The following is a 17,248-nucleotide window of genomic DNA, read 5'->3' on the forward strand; positions in this document are numbered from 1 at the left end:
GCCGTCCGGCCGGGCGCGCTGCCCGGCCGGACGCCTGTGCGGGTCGCGACCCATCATGCCCGGCCTCGGCGGCGTTCCGCTCGGAAGCCGCCTAGCCGTCGGCCCGCTCGGCGGCGCGGAGGGCGTGCAGCCGGGCGCGGCGCTCCGCCTGCTCGGCGGGGTCCGGCACGGGCAGCGACGCCAGGAGGCGCTGCGTGTACGGGTGCTGCGGGTTCCCGAGCACCTGGGCGCCGGTCCCCTCCTCCACGAGCTCGCCGCGGTAGAGCACGGCGATCCGGTCGGCGAGCAGGTCGACGACGGCCAGGTCGTGGCTGATGAACAGCGCCGCGAACCCGAGCTCGCGCTGCAGCTCCGCGAAGAGCTCCAGCACGCGCGCCTGCACGGACACGTCGAGCGCGCTCGTCGGCTCGTCCGCGACGAGCAGCGACGGCTCGAGCGCGAGCCCGCGGGCGAGGCTCGCGCGCTGGCGCTGGCCGCCCGAGAGCTCGTGCGGGTAGCGGTCGCCGAACGCCTTGGGCAGCTGGACGGCCTCGAGCAGCTCGTCCACCCGGCCGCGCGCGGCCTGCGGGCTCTTCGCCCGGCCGTGCACGATGAGCGGCTCGGCCACGCACTCGGCGATGGTGAGGCGCGGGTTGAAGCTCGTGGCCGGATCCTGGAACACGAACCCGATGTCGGCGCGCCGCTTCCGGAAGTCGCGCTCGCGCACGCCGAGCATCTCGGTGCCGAGCACCTGCAGGGATCCGCCCGTGACGCTCGTGAGGCCCGCGATGGCGCGCCCGATGGTCGTCTTGCCGGAGCCGGACTCCCCCACGAGCCCCAGGACCTCGCCCGCCTCGATGTGCAGGTCCACGCCCTTCACGGCGCGGAATGCGGGTGAGCCGAGGCGGCCCGGGTACTCGATCTCGAGCCCCTTCGCCACGACGACGGGCGCCGTCTCCGTGGTCGACGCCTGCCGGGCCCGGGTGCGCACCGCGGCGCGCTCCTCGGTCGCGGCGACGCCCTCGCCGAGCTTCGGCACGGACGCCAGCAGGTTCCGCGTGTACTCCTCCTTCGGCGACGCGAAGAGCGTGGCCACGGCGGCCTGCTCCACGAGACGCGAGCGGTACATGACGGCCACGCGGTCGGCCAGGTCGGCGACCACGCCCATGTTGTGGGTGATGAGGATCACGGCGGCGCCGAACTCGTCGCGGCAGCGGCGCAGCAGGTCGAGGATCTCGGCTTGCACGGTCACGTCGAGCGCGGTGGTCGGCTCGTCCGCGACGATGAGGCCGGGGTCGAGCACGAGCGCCATCGCGATGACGACGCGCTGCTTCTGGCCGCCCGAGAACTGGTGCGGGTAGTGGTCGACGCGGGTCTCGGGGTCCGGGATGCCGACCCGGCGGAGGATGTCGACCGCCTTCGCGCGGCCCTCCTTCCGGGAGACCCGGCCGTGGGCGCGGAGGCCCTCGATGATCTGCCACCCCACGGTGTGCACGGGGTTCAGGGCCGTGGACGGCTCCTGGAACACCATCGCGACGTCACGTCCGCGCACCTGGCGCAGCTTGTCGGCGGACAGGGAGAGCACGTCGACCGCGCCCTGGCCGGTGCGGTCGCTGAGGAGCACGGCGCCGTCGGTGACGGCCGTGTCGGGCAGGAGGCCGAGCACCGTGCGGGCGGTGACGGACTTGCCCGACCCCGACTCCCCCACGATGGCGAGGATCTCGCCGGGCGACACCGTGAGGGACACCCCGTCGACCGCGCGGACGTCGCCGCCGTCGGTCGCGAAGGTCACCCCGAGGTCGCGGATGGAGACGACGTCGCTCATGCGGACACCTTCTTGGTCGAGGCGCGCTTGCGGGCGCGCAGCTTGGGGTCGGAGATGTCGTTCACGCTCTCGCCGACGAGCGTGAGCCCGAGGACGAGCAGCACGATGGCGACGCCCGGGAAGACGCCGGTCCACCAGACGCCGCTCGCGGTGTCCGCGAGCGCGCGGTTGAGGTCGTAGCCCCACTCGGCGGCCGACGTCGGCGCGATGCCGAAGCCGAGGAAGCCGAGGCCCGCGAGCGTGAGGATGGCCTCCGACGCGTTGAGGGTGAGGATCAACGGCAGCGTGCGGGTGGAGTTCCGCAGCACGTGCACGAACATGATCCGCGGCGCCGAGGTGCCGATGACCTTGGCGCTCTCGACGAACGCCTCCGCCTTCAGCCGCACGACCTCCGCGCGGATCACCCGGAAGTACTGCGGGATGTAGACCACGGTGATGCTGACGGCGGCCGAGAGGATGCCGCCCCAGAGGCTCGACTGCCCGCCGTTCAGCACGATGCTCACCACGATGGCGAGCAGCAGCGTCGGGAACGGGTAGATGGCGTCGGCGATGACCACGAGGATCCTGTCGAGCCAGCCGCCGAGGTAGCCGGAGACCACGCCGAGCAGCACGCCGGCGAACAGCGAGAGCACGACGGCGATCACGACGACGGACAGCGCGGTCTGCGTGCCCCAGACGACGCGCGAGAACACGTCGTAGCCGCCGACCGTGGTGCCCCAGACGTGCGTGCCGTCGGGCGCGGACTGGCGTGGGAAGGACTCGCCGTCGGCCTGGCCCTGGGCGAAGCCGAAGGGCGCGATGACGGGCGCGAGCGCCGCGAGGACGATGAAGATCCCGGTGATGACCATGCCCGCGACGAGCATGCCGCGCTGGAGTCCCACGCTCTGCCGCACGTGCGAGAGGAGCGGGAGGCGGGAGAGGAGCGAGCGGCGCGCCGGGGTGGTCGCGGGGGCGGTGGTGGTGTCGGTCATGTCAGTACCTCACTCGCGGGTCGATGAGCGCCGCGACGACGTCGACGATGAAGTTGGTCACGGCCACGATCACGGCGAGCAGCGCCACGATGCCCTGCACGGCCACGAAGTCGCGCGCGGCCAGGTACTGCGCCAGCTGGAAGCCGAGACCGCGCCACTCGAACGTGGTCTCCGTGAGCACCGCGCCGCCGAGCATGACGGCGATCTGCAGGCCCACGACCGTGATGATCGGGATGAGCGCGGGCTTCAGCGCGTGCCGTGTCGTGAGGCGGAACTCGCCCACGCCGCGCGAGCGGGCCGCGTCCACGTACTCGGTGCCGAGCGTCGAGATGACGTTCGTGCGCACGAGCCGCAGGAAGATGCCGGCCGTGAGCAGGCCGAGCGCGAGCGCCGGGAGCACCGCGTGCTCGAGCACGTCGCTCACGGCGGTGGGGCTGCCGAGGCGGAGCGCGTCGATGAGGTAGATGCCGGTCGGGTCCTCCAGCCGGCCGAGGGCGACCTCGACGCGCGTGTCCGCGCGGCCCGACAGCGGGAGGATCCCGAGCCAGACCGAGAACACGAGCTTGAGGAGCAGGCCCGCGAAGAACACGGGCGTGGCGTAGGCGAGGATCGCGAGGATCCGCAGCACGGCGTCGGGAGTGCGGTCCTTGAAGTAGGCGGCCACGAGCCCGAGCGGGATGCCGATGAGGAACGCGACGATGAGCGAGTAGACGACCAGCTCGAGCGTGGCGGAGCCGTACTGGAGCAGCACCTCGCTGATCAGCCGGTTGTCGGTGAGCGAGCGGCCGAAGTTCCCCGTCGCGATCTGGCCGAGGTACTCGAGGTACTGCACGACGATCGGCCGGTCGAACCCGGCGGTCGCGAGGCGCTCCTGGAGCTGCTCGGGCGTGAGGCGGTCGCCGACGGCGGCGGAGATCGGGTCGCCCACGATGCGCATGAGGAAGAAGACCAGCGTCACGAGGATGAAGACGGTGGGGATGATGAGCACGGCGCGGATGAGGATGTACTGGCCGAGCCCGATCCCCTGCTTCCGGGCCTTGGGCGGCTTCGCCCCGGGGGGTGCGGACGCGGGGACGGCGTCCGGGATGACGGTCACGGCGGATGTGCCTTTCAGGTCAGCGGAGGATCGGTGCGGAGCGGGCGGGTGCTGCCGCCCAGGGCGACACAGGAGAGGGGCGTCCCGCCGCAGCGGGACGCCCCATCCGGGAGGGCGTCAGCCTATCGACCGCCCTCCCGCCGGTCGGCTCAGCCCTTGGTGATCGGGGCGTAGCGGAACTTGAAGGACGCGTCGAGCGTCACGCCCTTCACGTCCTTGCCGGCCACCGCGACCTGCGAGCCCTGGAGCAGGGGCAGGGTCGGCAGGTCGGCGGCGACCTCGTCCTGGATCTGGCCGATGAGCTCGGCGCGCTTCGAGGTGTCGGCCTCCGACAGCTGCTGCGTGATGAGGTCCGTCACGGCGGGGTTGTCGTAGTGGTTCTTCACGAACGACTGCGGGGAGAAGAACGGCGTGAGGTAGTTGTCCGCGTCCGAGTAGTCGGGGAACCAGCCGAGCTGGTACGCCGGGTACTCGTCGTTGACGCGGGCCTTGCTGTACTGGTCCCAGATGGTGGACTGCAGGTTCACCTGGAACAGGCCGGTCGCCTCGAGCTGCTGCTTGACGAGCGCGTACTCGTCGTCCGAGCCGGCGCCGTAGTGGTCCGGGTTGAACTGGAGCTGCAGCGCGACGGGCGTGGCCACGCCGGCGTCGGAGAGGGCCTTCGCCGCCTTGTCCGCGTCCGGCCCGCCGTTCCCGTCGCCGTACATGCCCTTCAGCGCCTGGTTCGCGCCGGAGAGGCCGTCGGCCACGTAGGAGTAGAGCGGCGTGTAGGTGCCGTTGTAGACCTCGGTCGACAGCTCGTCGCGGTCGATGAGGTCGGCGGCCGCCGTGCGGACGGCGAGGGCCTTGGCCGGGTCGGCCTCGCCCGTCGTCGTGCCGAAGGGCTGCGTGTTCAGGTTGAACGTGATGTAGCGGATCTCGCCGCCGGGGCCGTCGATGACCTGGACGGAGTCGTCCTTCTTGAGGTCGGCGATGTCGGTGGCGCCGAGCGAGCGGCCCGCCACGTCGATCTCGCCGTTCTGCACGGCGAGCTTCATGGTGGTCTCGTCCGCGTAGTAGCGCGCGGTGACGCCGCCGTTGGCGGCCTTCGGCAGGACGCCCTGGTAGTCGGCGTTCGGCGCGTAGGCGACGAGCTGGTTGAGCTGGAAGTCGGTGATCACGTACTGGCCGGCGAACGCGTTGGCGGCCACGATGTCGGCGGGGTCCGCCAGCTTGTCGGCCGGGAACACCTCCTCGTCGACGATGGGGCCGGCGGGGCTCGAGAGCACCTGCTCGAAGGTCTGGTCGTTCGCGGTCTTCAGCGTGAAGACGACCGTGGTGTCGTCGGGCGCCGCGACGGACTCGATGTTGGCGAGCAGCGACGACGGGCCGTTGCCGTTGTCGGCGCCGTTCGCCGCGATGGCGGCGGTGCGGTCGAAGCTGTACTTGACGTCGCTCGAGGTGAGCGCGTGGCCGTTCGCGAACTTCAGGTCGGGCTTGAGCTTCACGGTGAACTCGTTCGCCGAGGTGTACTCGCCGGAGACGGCGAGGTCGGGCTCGACGTCCGGGCTGCCGTAGGGGCTGTTGAACAGGAAGGGGAAGACCTGGTTCTGCACCGCGAAGGAGCCGTTGTCGTACGAGCCCGCGGGGTCGAGCGACAGGACCTTGTCGGTCGTGCCGACGACGATGGAGCCGCCGCCAGACGCGCCGTCCTCGGCGAGCGGGTCGCCGGATCCGCCGGAGCAGCCGGCGAGGACGAGGGCCGCGGCGGAGAACCCGGCCGTGGCGAGCAGGACGCGTGAGCGCCGGGAGAATGCGGACGTCATGTTCCGAGTGCCTCTTTCATGAAGGGGTTCGCGCCCGCGCATCGGGAGACACGGACGCTGTGCTGTGAATGATTTCTAACACACGGGAAACAGCAGTCCCGACCCCGGGGACACACGATGACGCTTCTTCACACGAATGAAACAAAGCCGCCGACGGGCGGGACCGCCTATTCGCGGAGGGCGCGGCGCTCGGCCTCGACCTGCATCAGCTCGCGCTGGATCTCCTGGTAGCGCTCGCGTTCGTGCGTCGCGTCGGTGCGCTGCAGGCGGCCGATGAGGTCGGCCTTCCGGCGCAGGAGATCGCGTCCGACGAGCTCGGCCGTGACGCCCTTCACGTAGATCGCGAGCTTGTCGGCGTCGCCGCGGTTCGGGAGCGGCGCCACGCCCAGCTGCTTCACCAGGGTGGCGAACGACTCGGGCACCTCGAGGGCCACACGCGACAGCCAGTCGGCGCCGCCGAGCGCGTCCATGCTGCCGATGACGCCGTCGCGGACGACGGCGAGGCTCTCGTTCACGAAGGTGACCTGCGCCGCCCGCATCACGAGGTCGTTCCCGACGAGCTCCGGGTGCTGCAGCATCGCCATGAGCGCGTCGCGCTCGAGGCGGGTGGCGAGGTCGGTGGGCAGGTCCATGAGCGACATGGAGCGGGAGCTCTCGACCGCGGAGCCATCCTCGTCGCGACCGTGCTGGCCGGATCCGCCGCGCCCCGACGGCGTGCCGCCGGAGCGGTCGGCGCCGTCGGCCGGCATGCTGCGGCCCGCCGTCTGGACGGCGCGGCCGACCTCGGTGAGGTCCATGCCGAGCCAGCCGGCGAGCTCGCGCGCGTAGCCCGGCCGGAGCGACGGGTCGCGGATGTCCGCCACCACGGGCGCGGCGGCCCGGAGCGCGGCGACGCGGCCCTCGACGGTGTCGAGGTCGTGGTCGGCGAGGATCTGCTTGATCGCGAACTCGAACATGGGCTTCTTGCCCTGGATCATCCGGCGCACGGCGTCGTCGCCGCGCGTGAGGCGGAGGTCGCAGGGATCCAGCCCCTCGGGCCCGACGGCGACGTAGGTCTGCGCGGCGAAGCGGCGCTCCTCGGAGAACGCGCGCATCGCGGCCTTCTGGCCCGCCGCGTCGGGGTCGAACGTGAAGACGACCTCGCCGAGCCCGCTGTCGTCGCCGAGCACGCGGCGGAGCACCTTGATGTGGTCGACGCCGAACGAGGTGCCGCAGGTGGCGACCGCGGTGGTGACCCCGGCGAGGTGGCAGGCCATGACGTCCGTGTAGCCCTCGACCACGACGACCTGACGGCCGCGGCTCACGTCGCGCTTGGCGAGGTCGAGCCCGTAGAGCACGGAGCTCTTGTGGTAGACGGGCGTCTCCGGGGTGTTGAGGTACTTGGGGCCCTTGTCGTCCTCGCGGAGGCGGCGCGCGCCGAAGCCGACCGTGGCTCCCGTGAGGTCGCGGATGGGCCACACGAGCCGGCCGCGGAAGCGGTCGTACGCGCCGCGGTCGCCCTGGCTGAGGAGGCCCGCGGTCACCAGCTCGGCCTCCGAGTAGCCCTTCGCCTGGAGGTGCGAGGAGAGCGCGTCCCAGCTCTGCGGCGCGAAGCCGACCCCGAAGCGCTGCGCCGCCCCCTGGTCGAAGCCGCGCTCCCCGAGGAACGTGCGGCCGATCTCCGCCTCCTCGGATCCGAGCTGCTCCACGAAGAACTCCGCGGCGGCCTCGTTGGCGCCGAGCAGGCGCGAGCGGTTGCCCTGGTCGGTGGCGGCCTGGCCGTCCTCGTAGTGGAGCTGGTAGCCGATGCGCTGCGCCATGCGCTCCACGGCCTCGGCGAACGTGACGTGGTCCATGCGCTGCAGGAACGTGTAGACGTCGCCGCCCTCGCCGCAGCCGAAGCAGTGGTAGAAGCCGACCTGCGGCCGCACGTGGAAGCTCGGGGTGCGCTCGTCGTGGAAGGGGCAGAGGCCCTTGAGGGATCCGACGCCGGCGGACTTGAGGGTGACGTACTCCCCCACCACGTCGCCCAGGTTGACCCGGGAGCGCACCTCGTCGATGTCGCTCTTGCGGATCAGGGCCATTGGCTCATCCTACGTCCGGCCCCGGAGGCGATCCCGGGTCGCGGGATGCGCCGCGCGGGCGTCAGAAGACGGGCCGGGCGCACAGGCGCTCGTACCAGGCGATGGCCGACTGGTCGGTGAGGCTGGCGACCTGGTCGACGATGACGCGCTTGCGCGCCCCGTCGTCCGCAGCCTCGCGCCAGTCCCCCGCGAAGCCCGGGTCGAGCTCGTCGGCGCCGCGCGCGTGCAGGGCGTCGGCGAGGCCGGCGAGCACCTCGCGCTGGCGGGCGTAGATGGGCTGGCGCGTGTTCTTCGACATGACGAACGCCGCGACGATGCCCTTGAGCACTGCGATCTCCGCCTGGATGGCGCGCGGCACGACCACGTGCGCGCCGAAGCGGATGAGGCTGCGGTCCGTGTGCGTGGCGCGCGTGAGCTGCGTGGCGGCGCCCGCGAACCGGCCGATGAGCTGGCTGGTGAGGTCCTTCAGCGCCGCCTGGGCGCCGCGGCCGCCGTCGTACTCGTCGACCCAGACGTCGAGCGAGTCGAGCCGGTCGAACGCCTGGATGAGCTCCTCGTGCGAGTGCGCCCCGCCGATCCACGCGACCATCGAGTCGACGAGCTCCTCGTGGTCGACCCGGGCGCCGAGCGCGCGCACGTCGACGTAGCCGCCGACGATGGCGTCCTCGAAGTCGTGCACGGAGTACGCGATGTCGTCGCTGAGGTCCATGACCTCGGCCTCGATGCAGCGGCGGCCCGTGGGCGCGCCCTCGCGGAGCCACGCGAACGCCGCCACGTCGTCGTCGTAGAAGCCGAACTTGCCACGGCCCGAGGGATCCGGCACCGACTGCGAGCTCGGCCACGGGTACTTGCAGCTCGCGTCGAGGCTCGCGCGCGTGAGGTTGAGCCCGTACGGCCGCCCCTCCGGCCCGATGACCTTGGGCTCCAGCCGCGTGAGCAGCCGCAGCGTCTGCGCGTTGCCCTCGAAGCCGCCGATGTCGGCCGCCCAGTCGTTGAGCGCCCGCTCGCCGTTGTGGCCGAAGGGCGGGTGGCCGATGTCGTGCGCGAGGCACGCGGTGTCGACCACGTCGGGATCCAGGTCGAGGCTCGAGGCGAGCTCGCGGCCCACCTGCGCCACCTCGAGCGAGTGGGTGAGGCGGTTGCGCGCGAAGTCGAGGCCCGCCATGGGGCTCAGCACCTGCGTCTTCGCGGCCAGGCGCCGGAGGGCGCTGGAGTGCAGGAGACGGGCGCGGTCGCGCGCGAAGTCGCTGCGGCGTGAGGAGTGCTGCTCCGGGTACCAACGCTCCGCGTCGGTCTCGCTGTACGCGGACCGCGCCTCGGTGCTCTCAACCGCCACTGTTGTGGATCTCCCCGTCCGCGATGTCCATCGCATCCTGCGCGTCGATGTCGCGGCTCTCGAGCCAGCGGTCCGGCAGCGCCGTGCGCTTCATGCTGCCCTGGCGGCCGCGCGCGCCCTCGGCGCCGGCACCCGGGTAGGGCTGGTCGCGGTCGAGGGTGGCGAGCAGGCCGTCGATCTCCTCGAGCGACGACGCCGAGGCGAGCGCCGCCCGCAGGTCGCCGCCGACGGGGTAGCCCTTGAAGTACCAGGCGACGTGCTTGCGCGCGTCGCGGCAGCCGCGCTCCTCGCTCTCGAAGAACTCCGCGAGGAGCTCCACGTGGCGGCGGAAGGTGTCGGCGACGGCGCCCTGCGAGGGCTGCGCGCGCGGCGTGTCGGCGGGATCCGACCCGGCGGCGCGCGCGTGGAAGGCGGCGGCGAGGTCGCCGAAGAGCCAGGGGCGGCCGAGGCAGCCCCGGCCGACGACCACGCCGTCGGCGCCGGTCTCGTCCATCATGCGGATGGCGTCCTCCGCGGCCCAGATGTCGCCGTTGCCGAGGACGGGCACGCTCGTGATGGCCTGCTTGAGCTTCGCGATGGCCGACCAGTCGGCGTGCCCGCTGTAGTAGTCGCTCGCCGTGCGCGCGTGCAGCGCGATGGAGGCGACGCCCGCGGCTTCGGCGGCGCGGCCGGCCTCGAGGTAGGTGAGGTGGTCGGCGTCGATGCCCTTGCGCATCTTGACCGTGAGCGGCACGTCGCCCGCGGCCTTCACCGCGCCCTCGACGATGTCGGTGAAGAGCCCGAGCTTCCAGGGCAGCGCCGCTCCCCCGCCCTTCCGGGTGACCTTGGGCACGGGGCAGCCGAAGTTGAGGTCGATGTGGTCGGCGCGGTCCTCCGCGACGAGCATGGTGACGGCCTCGCGCACGGTCTTCGGGTCGACCCCGTAGAGCTGGATGGAGCGGACCTTCTCCGACGGGTGGTGCGTGATCAGGCGCATCGACTCGGGGGTGCGCTCGACGAGCGCGCGGCTCGTGATCATCTCGCTCACGTAGAGGCCGGCCCCGAACTCCCGGCAGAGGCGGCGGAAGGCCGTGTTGGTGATGCCCGCCATGGGCGCGAGCACCACGGGCACGTCGAGCGGGATGCCGCCGATGCGGAGGGCGGGCCGGGCGGAGGCCGCGGGCGCGCCGGGGACGTCGGCCGCGGAGGGCACGGGGGTGAGGGTCGGAGAGGACATGACGGCTCGATTCTCCCAGACGGGACGGCGGGCGGCGGACGCGGGCGGGCATCCGCTCGAGGAGGCGGCGGGGACGGTCTGGGGAGGGAGGGTCAGATGGCCCGTCCGGAGTCGATGGCGTCGCGCACCCGCGCGAGGTCGGCGGCGGGATCCGCGTCCGTCGGAGCGGCGGATCCCGCGTCGGCCGGGGCGGCGACGGCCCCGGGCACGAGGCACGCGTCGCCCTCGCAGGCGGCGGCGTCGGCGGATCCGCGCATCGCGAGGAGCGGGAGCCGCGGCGTCTCCGGAGCCGCGGGCGCGACGACGGGCAGCGTGCCCGTGGCGGGAGGGACGCTCATCGCGCCGCCTCCTCGCCCGCGACGACGCGCATGGTCTCGCCGTCGCGCGCGGCCAGGGCCTCGGCGAGGGCGGACGCGAAGACCGTCGGGTCCTGCGCGCCGGAGATGCCGAAGCGCTCCTCGATCACGAAGAACGGCACTCCCTGGATGCCGTACGCGACCGCCTGCGCCTGGTCGGCCCGCACGTCGTCGAGGTGGCGGTGCGACTCGAGCGCCTCCCGCGCCGCGTCGGCGTCGAGGCCGACCTCGGCCGCGAGCTCGACGAGGTCGGGCACCCGCCCGACGTGGCGCCCCTCCGTGAAGTAGGCGGACAGCAGGCGCTCGACCATCTCGAGCTGCAGCCCGTGCGCCCGCGCGTGGTGGAGCAGCTCGTGCGCGAGGACAGTGTTGGTGTGCTGCAGCGCGTCGTAGTCGTAGTCGAGGCCCTCGGCGGCCGCGAGGGAGGTCATGTCGGCGAGCATCGTGCGGACGCGCTCGGTGGGGATGCCCTTGTGGCCGGCGAGGAAGTCGACCTCCGTGCCCTGGAAGTCGACCGGGGTGTCGGGCGCGAGCTCGAAGGACCGGTAGGTGACCTCGATCGCCGGGGCGCCGGGCGTCTGCGCGGCGAACGCCCGCGCGCCGGCCTCGAACCGCCGCTTGCCGACGTAGCACCACGGGCAGGCGATGTCGGACCAGACGTCGACGCGGAGGGCGGGCAGGGCGGAGGCGGGGGTGTCGGTCACGGGTGGGCAACCGGTCGGGAAGGCGGGGCATTCCCGCGGTGTTGCCCGGTCATGGCCGACAACTCCCCCTCCCCCTCCCCCTCCCCGTCCGGATCCGACGACGCCGCTCCCCGCGGACGCGCCCGCGTCCTCGCCCATGCCGCCCGCCTCGGGATCGACGTCGAAGTGGTCGACCGACCGGAGGCCTCCTCGCTCGAGGAGGCGGCCGCGGGCCTCGGCATCGATCCGTCGCACCTCGTGAAGTCGCTCGTCGTGAAGCGGCACGACGGCGCGCTGCTCATCGCGCTCGTGCCGGGCGACCGGCAGATCAGCTGGGCGAAGCTGCGCGCTCTCGTCGACGTCAACAAGCTCTCGATGCCGGCGCCCGAGGTCGCGTTCCAGGCGACGGGCTACGAGCGCGGCACGATCACGCCCCTCGGCGCGGAGGGCGACCTGCCGGTGTACGCCGACGAGCGGATCCGCGGCCGCCGCATCGGCATGGGCGCGGGCGAGCACGGCGTCTCGGCGCTCGTCGACGCGGATGCGCTGGTGACGGCGCTCGGCGCCACCCTCGGCGACATCACCGACGAGCTGACGATCCGCCGCCCCTGATCCCGCGCGAGGCGGCATCGGGGACGGCGGACCGGTCGTGCACGGAGCGGGTCAGGCGCCGATGAGCTGCCCCGCGAGGTACCCCATGAGATCGTCGAGCGGAATGCGCTCCTGCGCCATGGTGTCGCGCTCGCGCACCGTGACCGCCTTGTCGTCGAGCGTGTCGAAGTCGACCGTGACGCAGAACGGCGTGCCGATCTCGTCCTGGCGCCGGTAGCGGCGGCCGATGGCGCCCGCGTCGTCGAACTCGATGTTCCAGACCTTGCGCAGCTCGGCGGCCAGCTCGCGCGCGACCGGCGACAGCCGCTCGTTGCGCGACAGCGGCAGCACCGCGACCTTCACGGGCGCGAGCCGGCGGTCGAGGCGGAGGACCGTGCGCTTGTCGACGCCGCCCTTCGCGTTCGGCGCCTCGTCCTCGTGGTACGCGTCCACCAGGAACGCCATCATCGACCGGGTGAGGCCGGCCGCGGGCTCGATGACGTACGGGATCCAGCGCTCGTTCTTCGTCTGGTCGAAGTAGGAGAGGTCCTGGCCGGACGCCTCGGAGTGCGTGCGCAGGTCGTAGTCGGTGCGGTTCGCGATGCCCTCGAGCTCGCCCCACGCGCCGCCGGCGAAGCCGAAGCGGTACTCGATGTCGACCGTGCGGGTGGAGTAGTGCGAGAGCTTCTCGGCCGGGTGCTCGAAGAGGCGGAGGTTCTCGGGGTCGATGCCGAGGTCGGTGTACCAGGCGTAGCGCTGGTCGATCCAGTACTGGTGCCACTCGGCGTCGGTGCCGGGCTCGACGAAGAACTCCATCTCCATCTGCTCGAACTCGCGCGTGCGGAAGATCCAGTTCTGCGGCGTGATCTCGTTGCGGAAGCTCTTGCCGATCTGGCCGATGCCGAACGGCGGCTTCTGCCGCGCCGCGCTCAGCACGTTCGCGAAGTTGACGAAGATGCCCTGCGCGGTCTCGGGACGGAGGTAGTGCATGCCCTCCTGGTTGTCGACGGGGCCGAGGAAGGTCTTGAGGAGGCCGGAGAAGTTCTGCGGCTCGGTCCAGGAGCCGGGCTGGCCGGTGTCCGGGTCCTTGATGTCGGCGAGGCCGTTGACGGGCGGGTGGCCGTGCTTCGCCTCGTACGCCTCGAGGAGGTGGTCGGCGCGGTAGCGCTTGTGCGTGTGCAGCGACTCCACGAGCGGGTCGCTGAAGACCTCGACGTGGCCGGACGCCTCCCACACTCGGCGCGGCAGGATGACCGAGGAGTCGAGGCCGACGACGTCGTCGCGGCCGTTGACCATGGTCTGCCACCACTGGCGCTTGATGTTCTCCTTCAGCGCCACGCCGAGCGGCCCGTAGTCCCACGCGGAGCGCGAGCCGCCGTAGATCTCACCCGCCTGGAAGACGAATCCGCGCCGCTTGGCGAGGTTGATGACGGGGTCGAGACGCGAGGGGGTTGCCACGATTGCTCCTAGGTGGGGCCGGACTGGGTGCCCGGTCGGCGGACGACGACCGGTGGGCGGGCGCCGCGGGTCGCCGGGAAAGGCGGCCCCCAGTCTACGGGCGGGCGCTCAGTCCTCGTCGCCCGCGGTCCGGCGGTGGGCCAGCTCGACGATGCGGACGGTCTCGAGGGAGTCGCGCGGCTCGACGGGCACGGGTCCGCGTCCGCGCACGGCGTCGGCCATCGCGGCGTAGAAGTCGGCGTAGCGGCCGCGCTCGGTGGGGATCCGCTCGCCCGCGGGATCGCCCGCCGCCTCGACGAGCGTGCCCCACTCCGACTCGGGCGCCTCGCCGAAGCCGGCGTCGGTCGGCGACGCGCCCCGCTTGAGGAGCGGCTCCTGCGGGTCCAACCCGTGCACGGCGTACGCGCCGGCGGTGCCGAGCACGCGGAAGCGCGGGCCCGCGAGGGCGGCGACTCGGCTGACGGTGATGTGCGACTGCACGCCCGACTCGTGCAGCAGCGAGTAGAAGGCGTCGTCGTCGCTGGCGGATCCGTCGCGCACCGTCGCGAGCTCGGAGGCGAAATCGACGACCGGGCCGAAGAGCTGGAGCGCCTGGTCGATGAGGTGGCTGCCGAGGTCGTAGGAGATGCCGGCGGCGTCGGCCGGGGTCTCGCGGTCCTGCCAGCGGTCGCGGACCGGGCCGCCCCAGCGCTCGAAGGTCGACTCGAAGCGGTGCACGTCGCCGAGGCGCCCCGACTCGATGAGCGCGCGCACGGTGAGGAAGTCGCCGTCGAGGCGGCGGTTCTGGAAGACGGAGAAGGGCACGCCGAGCGCCTCGGCCCGCTCGATCAGCATGAGCGCCTCGTCGACGGTCGCGACGAACGGCTTGTCCATCACGACGGCGAGGTGCGCGTCGAGCGCCTGCATGCCCTGCTGCAGGTGCGCGGAGGCGGGCGACGCGATGACGACCATGTCGAGCTCGGACGAGCGCGCGAAGAGCTCGTCGGCGGACGCCACGACGTCGGCGCCCGGGTGGCGCTCGCGCACGAGCGCGGCGCGGTCCGGATCCGAGGTCGCGACGAGCGCGACGCGGTACTCCGGGCTCGCCTCGAGGAACGGCGCGTGGAAGACGCGGCCCGCGAGGCCGTAGCCGACGATCCCCACGCGGATGGGCGCCTCGGCGGCGGTGTCGGACGGGGCTGCGGCGGAGGCGGTGTCGGGTGTGCTCACCCGATCGATGCTACTGAGCGTCCGGGTCCCGGTCGCCGTCCGTCGGGGCGTCGGGATCCTCGGCGGACCCCTCGTCGGCGTCGCCCGCGTGCGCGTCGATCGCCCCGCCGAAGCGCCGGTCGCGGTGCACGTAGCTCTCGACGGCGTCCCAGAGGTCCTTCCGCCGGAAGTCGGGCCAGAGCCGGTCGAGGAAGACCATCTCGGCGTACGCCGACTGCCAGAGCAGGAAGTTGCTCGTGCGCTGCTCGCCGGAGCTGCGGATGAAGAGGTCGACGTCCGGCACGTCGGGCAGGTAGAGGTAGCGCTGGATCGTGCGCTCGTCGACGCGCGACGCCTTGAGGCGCCCGGCGTCCACGTCCTCGGCGATGCGCTTCACGGCGTCGCCGATCTCGGTGCGGCCGCCGTAGTTGATGCACATCGTGAGCGTCATCCCGGTGTTGTCCTTCGTCATCTCCTCGGCGACCCGTAGGTCGTCGATGACGCTGCGCCAGAGGCGGGGGCGGCGGCCGGCCCAGCGGATCCGCACGTTCCAGGCGTTCAGCTGGTCGCGGCGGCGGTGGATCACGTCGCGGTTGAAGCCCATGAGGAAGCGGACCTCCGCGGGCGAGCGCTTCCAGTTCTCGGTCGAGAACGCGTACACGGACAGGTGCGTCGCGCCGAGCTGCACGGCGCCGGCGACGGTGTCGAACCACGCCTCCTCGCCGGCCTGGTGCCCGGCGGTGCGGGGCAGGCCGCGCTGGTTCGCCCAGCGGCCGTTGCCGTCCATCACGACCGCGATGTGCTGCGGCACGAGGTCGGCCGGGATCTCGGGCGGACGCTCCCCCGTCCAGTCGAGCGGCAGGTCGGTGCGGCCGGGGACCTCGGGGCGTCGGCTCATGGGGTCGTCTCCTGTGCTCGGGATCGGTCGGCGGGGTCGGCGACGGCGGTCGCGTCGTCGGGGTCGGGGTCGGCGTCGCGCGGGGTGGCCCGGACGACGGACGCGGTCGCGGCGGCGAGGGCCGCGGCCGGATCCGGGTCGGCGCCGTCGAGATCGGGTGCGTCGAGCGGCACGGGCTGCTCCGTGGGCGGGAGGAGCTGGCGGGCGTCGCTGCGGTCGACGAGGCCCAGCGAGCGGATCCCCCGGTCGAGGTGCCACTGCGCGTAGGCCGCGACCACACCGCTCGCGCGCGCCTGCGACCGGAGCGTCGCCGCCTCGGCGTGCCGCCAGTCGCCCGTGAGGAGCGCGGAGAGCAGGGCGAGGGTGTCGGGGTCGAGGCGCGGGGATCCGGGCGGGGCGGCGGCATCCGCGACCACGCCGCCGAGCTGCACGACGAACGCGGAGTGCGGGCCCGGCGCGCCCGTGACGGCGCAGTCCTGGAAGCTCGGCGCCCAGCCGGCCATCGAGAGGCTCCGCAGGAGGTACGAGTCGAGGGTCAGGCTCGCGCCGTGCTCGCGGCGGCTGAGCGATCGGAGCGCGCCGACGAGGAGCAGGTACTGCTGCAGCGAGCCCTCGTCCTCGGTGACGCGGTCGGCCGTCTCGACCATGGCGCTGGCGGCCGTGTAGCTGCCGTAGTCAGTCGCGATGAGGGCGCCGTAGGACGCGATGGACTCGGCCTGCGTGATGATGTCGAGCGTCCGGCCCTCGAAGAACTGGGCGTCGGCGACCATGAACGGCTCGAGCCGCGCGCCGAACTTGGACTGCGTGCGGCGCACGCCCTTCGCGACGGCCCGGATCTTGCCGTGCTGCCGGGAGAGCATCGTGACGATCCGGTCCGCCTCGCCCAGCTTGTGGGTGCGCAGGACGACGATCTCGTCACGGTAGAGGGGCACCCGTCGATTATCCGCCCCGCGCCCCGGCTCCCCCTCCGCCGCCGCGCGGGTCCGTCCCGGTCCACCCGGCGTCGCGCGGCCGGGTACGGCACCCGCGCTGTGCTATCAAGGGGAGGCCATGGATCCCGTCCCCCTCACCATCCCGCTGTGGGCGGACCTCCTGGCGGTCAGCATCGGCAGCCTCCAGGGCGCCATGTTCGCGGCCGGCTTCCGCGACCGGCGGCTCGACCTGCTCGGGGTCGCCATCATCGGCACGGCCACGGGGCTCGGCGGCGGCCTCCTCCGCGACGTGTTCCTCAACGTCACGCCGGCCGCGCTCTCCAGCAACTGGCTCATGCTCGTGGCCGTCGCCGCGGCCCTCGGCGGGATGCTGCTCGAGCGGATCTTCACCCGCCTCGACGTCGTCATCACCGTGCTCGACGCGCTCACCATCGGCCTCTTCTGCGCCATCGGCACGTCGAAGGCCATGGCCGCCGGCGTCCCCGAGGTGCCCGCGGTCTTCATCGGCGTCGTCTCGGCCGTCGGCGGCTCGTTCGTGCGCGACCTGCTCCTCAACCTGCCCATCGCGATGATGCACGTGGGCTCGCTCTACGCGGTCGCCGCCGCCGTGGGCGCGGTCATCGTGGTGGGGCTGGCCGCGTTCGGGGTGCCCATGTGGGGCGCCGCCATCGTCTGCGTCGCCGTCACCGCGACCACGCGGCTCCTCGCGGTGCGCTTCGGCTGGAGCCTGCCGGAGCAGCGCGCGCTCAGCCGCCTGCGCTTCACGGCGCTGCGCCGCCCGCGTCCCCGCCGCTGAGGCGCCCGCGTCCCCGCAGCTGCGCCGCCCGCGGGACGCCCCCCGCGCACGATGA

General features: G+C 72.8%; 14 protein-coding genes and 1 pseudogene. 2 read left to right on the forward strand and 13 right to left on the reverse strand.

The window, feature by feature from the left end; all coding sequences use genetic code 11:
- Positions 1–91: 91 nt before the first annotated feature.
- The 9 genes from PED38_RS12790 to PED38_RS12830 all read right to left on the reverse strand — a co-directional run bounded on the left by PED38_RS12790 (position 92) and on the right by PED38_RS12830 (position 11,351).
- A complete protein-coding gene (locus PED38_RS12790; RefSeq protein WP_270981580.1) occupies positions 92–1,804 on the reverse strand; it encodes a dipeptide ABC transporter ATP-binding protein in 1,713 nt (570 codons plus the stop codon).
- Complete coding sequence (locus tag PED38_RS12795) at positions 1,801–2,775, reverse strand: ABC transporter permease (protein WP_063071925.1); 975 nt, start codon at positions 2,773–2,775, stop codon at positions 1,801–1,803. The genes PED38_RS12790 and PED38_RS12795 overlap by 4 nt, the downstream gene beginning before the upstream one ends.
- 1 nt (position 2,776) lies before the next feature.
- Positions 2,777–3,871, reverse strand: a complete 1,095-nt coding sequence (locus tag PED38_RS12800) for an ABC transporter permease (protein WP_063071926.1) — start codon at positions 3,869–3,871, stop codon at positions 2,777–2,779.
- A gap of 149 nt (positions 3,872–4,020) precedes the next feature.
- Positions 4,021–5,676, reverse strand: a complete 1,656-nt coding sequence (locus PED38_RS12805; protein ID WP_063071927.1) for an ABC transporter substrate-binding protein — start codon at positions 5,674–5,676, stop codon at positions 4,021–4,023.
- 167 nt (positions 5,677–5,843) lie between these two features.
- Positions 5,844–7,739 (reverse strand): DNA primase, encoded by a 1,896-nt coding sequence (gene dnaG / locus PED38_RS12810; RefSeq protein WP_063071928.1) that lies wholly within the window; start codon positions 7,737–7,739, stop codon positions 5,844–5,846.
- Between the two features lie 61 nt (positions 7,740–7,800).
- A complete protein-coding gene (locus PED38_RS12815; RefSeq protein WP_175345504.1) occupies positions 7,801–9,075 on the reverse strand; it encodes a deoxyguanosinetriphosphate triphosphohydrolase in 1,275 nt (424 codons plus the stop codon).
- Positions 9,065–10,291: a tRNA dihydrouridine synthase DusB gene (dusB, locus tag PED38_RS12820; RefSeq protein WP_081235028.1), complete on the reverse strand. Its 1,227-nt coding sequence runs from the start codon at positions 10,289–10,291 to the stop codon at positions 9,065–9,067. The genes PED38_RS12815 and dusB overlap by 11 nt, the downstream gene beginning before the upstream one ends.
- Before the next feature lie 92 nt (positions 10,292–10,383).
- Positions 10,384–10,629: a hypothetical protein gene (locus PED38_RS12825; protein ID WP_063071930.1), complete on the reverse strand. Its 246-nt coding sequence runs from the start codon at positions 10,627–10,629 to the stop codon at positions 10,384–10,386.
- Positions 10,626–11,351 carry a DsbA family oxidoreductase gene (locus PED38_RS12830; RefSeq protein WP_270981585.1) on the reverse strand — a complete coding sequence of 242 codons (726 nt, stop codon included), beginning with the start codon at positions 11,349–11,351 and terminating at the stop codon, positions 10,626–10,628. The genes PED38_RS12825 and PED38_RS12830 overlap by 4 nt, the downstream gene beginning before the upstream one ends.
- A gap of 51 nt (positions 11,352–11,402) precedes the next feature.
- Between PED38_RS12830 and PED38_RS12835 the strand changes: the two genes are divergently transcribed.
- Positions 11,403–11,942: an aminoacyl-tRNA deacylase gene (locus tag PED38_RS12835; protein WP_270981586.1), complete on the forward strand. Its 540-nt coding sequence runs from the start codon at positions 11,403–11,405 to the stop codon at positions 11,940–11,942.
- A gap of 51 nt (positions 11,943–11,993) precedes the next feature.
- On the opposite strand, the gene PED38_RS12840 is transcribed toward PED38_RS12835, so the two are convergent.
- The 4 genes and pseudogenes from PED38_RS12840 to recO form a co-directional block, all read right to left on the reverse strand.
- Positions 11,994–13,379 carry a glycine--tRNA ligase gene (locus tag PED38_RS12840; RefSeq protein ID WP_063070259.1) on the reverse strand — a complete coding sequence of 462 codons (1,386 nt, stop codon included), beginning with the start codon at positions 13,377–13,379 and terminating at the stop codon, positions 11,994–11,996.
- A gap of 108 nt (positions 13,380–13,487) precedes the next feature.
- Positions 13,488–14,588, reverse strand: coding sequence for a Gfo/Idh/MocA family protein (locus tag PED38_RS12845; protein WP_270981588.1), 1,101 nt, complete (start codon positions 14,586–14,588; stop codon positions 13,488–13,490).
- A 10-nt stretch (positions 14,589–14,598) separates the two neighbouring features.
- The gene (locus tag PED38_RS12850) at positions 14,599–15,465 is read right to left on the reverse strand and encodes an isoprenyl transferase (RefSeq protein ID WP_063070261.1); all 867 of its coding nucleotides are present in this window, start codon (positions 15,463–15,465) and stop codon (positions 14,599–14,601) included.
- Positions 15,466–15,683: 218 nt separating this feature from the next.
- Positions 15,684–16,397: pseudogene (gene recO, locus PED38_RS12855) on the reverse strand (DNA repair protein RecO); the annotation flags it as partial.
- Between the two features lie 118 nt (positions 16,398–16,515).
- Here recO and PED38_RS12860 point away from each other — a divergent pair.
- A complete protein-coding gene (locus tag PED38_RS12860; RefSeq protein ID WP_063070263.1) occupies positions 16,516–17,193 on the forward strand; it encodes a trimeric intracellular cation channel family protein in 678 nt (225 codons plus the stop codon).
- The last annotated feature ends 55 nt before the right edge of the window (positions 17,194–17,248 follow it).

Origin of the sequence: Clavibacter sp. CT19, assembly GCF_027858075.1 — a bacterium.
GTDB classification, from domain to species: Bacteria; Actinomycetota; Actinomycetes; order Actinomycetales; family Microbacteriaceae; genus Clavibacter; species Clavibacter tessellarius_A.